The sequence below is a fragment of the Microbacterium sp. Bi128 genome (assembly GCF_918698205.1).
Genome location: NZ_CAKKMM010000602.1, coordinates 1 through 2933 on the forward strand (window position 1 = coordinate 1; position 2933 = coordinate 2933).

At 68.3% G+C, this 2933-nt stretch carries 1 protein-coding gene and 1 pseudogene; both read right to left on the minus strand.

What is annotated here, in order from left to right; translation table 11 throughout:
- Nucleotides 1–2745, minus strand: a 2745-nt coding sequence (locus LQV45_RS23580; RefSeq protein WP_230009073.1) for an ATP-binding protein, incomplete at its 3' end; no start/stop codon positions are given.
- Nucleotides 2742–2933 (minus strand): annotated as a pseudogene (locus LQV45_RS23585) (DUF4194 domain-containing protein); the annotation flags it as partial. The gene LQV45_RS23580 and the pseudogene LQV45_RS23585, both read right to left, overlap by 4 nt.

Genomic DNA, 2933 nt, shown 5'->3' on the forward strand with positions numbered 1-2933 from the left:
GGACAGGATCCCGTTCAGCGGCAGGATGCGGCTCGTGATGGCGCGCCGCTCCTCGTCGAGCAGGTGCAGCAGGGTGGAAAAGGATTCGTGCGTCCGCTGGTTGAAGAACTGCCGGAACTCGGCCTCCTGGGCGGGCAGCCCGTCGCTGACAATCGCGTGGTAGCGGGATTCGAACTCCCCCGCGGCGCCGATCGAGGTGCCGTGGTCCGCGGATATCGCCGTGCCCCACTCCCGGACGAAACCCTCGAAAATGCGGGTGAGGCGCTCCGAGGTGGCCTGCCCGCGGGACTCGGCGACGTGCAGTTCGGCCAGGAGCCTGGTGCGGACCTGGTTGGCGAGGTTGTCGAGTTCGTGCATCTCCAGGACGTCGCCGAAGCCGGTGAAGTACGGTTCCAGCGCGGCGACGCCGGCGTCCGACGGCGGTGCCTGCGCCAGCCGGGTGCGTGCGGCATCGAGCAGCGCACCAGCGGCGGTCATGCGCGCATCGAGGGCCTTGTACTCGCTTTGCAGCACGGCCGCGGATTCGGTGCTGGACTGGTGCTTGTGCCGCGCGGCTTCGATGCTGGCCCGCAGCGGTTCGAGGTCGGCCTGTGCGGCGAGGGCGTCCTTGAGGCGCTTCTCGATCCGGGCGAGCTCCTCGCCGGCCACGGCGGCCGACACCTGTTCCCAGGGCCGGTGGTCCTCGGCCACCCGGCGCAAGGCTTCAAGCTGCCGGGTCATGCCCTGGTGCGACTCTTCCCGGCTTTGCGCCAGCTCGGCGGCCTTGGCCAGCTCCTGCTGCAGGTCCTCAACCTGGGCCGCCACCAGTTCGAGCTTGGCGGCATTGTCGAACCCGAGGACGTAGTCCTGGCGGGATGTGAAGCGGTCATCCTTTTCCACTGTGTGGCGGTTGCGCTTGACCACACCGCCCAGGCTCAGGCCCTTGTCCAGGCCGGCGAGCTCGTCCGGGTTTTCCACACACGGGTAGGCGAAGTCGAGGGCAATCCGTTCGCGGAGCCAGGCGCTGGACTGCGCAAGCGCCTGGGCGTGTGGCCCGGCGGGCAGCCCGGCATCGGTGAGGAAACTGAGCTTGGTCAGCAGGTCGCGATCGGCCACGTCCTCGACGGCCAGCGCACCGCCGGCCAGGGGCCGGGAGACGTCCACGGCACGCAACGCTCCGCGCACGGAATGGTCGTTGAGGTAACGGGTGACTGCCGCGAAGTGCTCGCCCGGGACCAGCAGCGTGGTGGCCAGGCTCCGCAGCGCGCGCTCGGCAGCCGGGCGCCACTGTTCCTGGCCCTCGGCAAGGTCGATCAGCTCGCCGCCGAAGGGCATCTGCTCCTCGGGCACGCCCGTGGCAGCGGCAATGGCGCTCCGGTTTTCAATGCTCGACGGCGGCAGCAACGATTTGCGCGTCTTCAGCGAGACGAGCTCCTGCTGGGCCGCGGCGAGTTCGCGCTTCCGGGTGGCGTGGCCATCAAAGGCTTCGAAGCGCAGTTCCTTGAGCGCCTCGGAATCGTCCTGGAGCTCAGCCGAGCGTGCCGCGGCGTGCTCGTGGGCCTGATCCCAGCCGGCGGCCGACCACTGCAGTTCCAGCCCGGCGTCGGTCAGCGCCTTGCGGGTCGATGCCTCGACTTCCTGCCGGAGCTTGAGCCCCACCCGGGCGTTCTCCAGGGACTGCTCGATCGCGGAAATCGCGTTGCCGCCCTGGTTGTTGTACTCGCCCTCCAGCTGGCGCAGTTCCTTGGCGAAGCCGTCACGGACAGCGCGTTCGGCGGCCAGGTCCGTGGCCTTCGCCTGGGCCAGCTCCTTCAGCCGCGCCAGGGTCTTCTCGTGGACTGTGACCGCGAGCTGCTGCCTGTAAGCCTCGAATTCCTCACCTGTTAGGTCCCGCAGCCGGTTCGCGTCCAGGAGCGCCTGCGCGTATTCCTTATTCAGCCCGGGGACGGGGGCCAGCTGGTCGCGCTGCTGCCGGACGTCCTCGAGGCGCTGCCGGATGGACATGAGGTTGCTGAATTCCTCGACGACGTCATCCGCCGCGGCCAGCGTGGCAGGGGCATCGAGGACCTGGTCGCGGAAGAAGGTGTTGACGCTGCCCCCGAGACCCTTGCCGGCCTGGATAACGCGCAGCAGCGGAAGGGCCTGATCCGAATTGATGCCGAGAAGCCGGCGGAATCGTTCGGCGAAGGCCTTGTGGACGTCGAAGATCTGGGCGTCCGGGAAGATCGCGTCCAGCGCAGACTTGGTGAACCGCTTCTCCGCGATGCCCTCGATCGCCGCGAGGTCCAGCGGCTTGTTATCGATCACGTAGTACCGGCCGACGCTGGATTCCGTGCCGTTCTTGGGCAGGTCGAAAAGCGCCGAAACCGTCACCCGCGTGCCGGCGGCGTTGTCGAACGTCAGCGCGACGGCGGACCAGGTCGCGCCGGGGCGCTGGAACGCACTCGCCGAGCCCTCTCCCACGGCCTTGTCGCCTACCTTGCCGCGCATGTACGTGAACGTGGTGCGCTTGTCCTCGACAGCGCCGCCTGCCCGCTGTGCAGCCGCTTCGTTGGAGCGCGGACGGGCGTCGAAGACCCGAAGCATGGCATCGAACAGCGTGGACTTTCCGACGCCCGAATTGCCGGTCAGCAGTGTGCCGTTGCGGTCCACGTGCATCGTGTGGGCGCCATGGAATGTGCCCCAGTTGACCACCTGGACCAGGGCCAGGCGCATCTGGCCGGGGTTGGTGAGCTCGCCCATCGGCAGCATGGTTGCGATGCTCACTTGGTCTCCTCGGCTTCTTCAGTGTGGCTGGGTGACGACGACGGCGATGCCGGGTCACCTTCGGTGGCGGCATCGGCGTCGTCGTCCGGGTCGTCCTCCGCGTTTGCCACGGTGTCTGTGTCGAGCTCCAGCAGCGGCTCCGTGCCCGACTGGTCTGTGCTGGCTGCCACCAGGGCTTCGATTTGGGC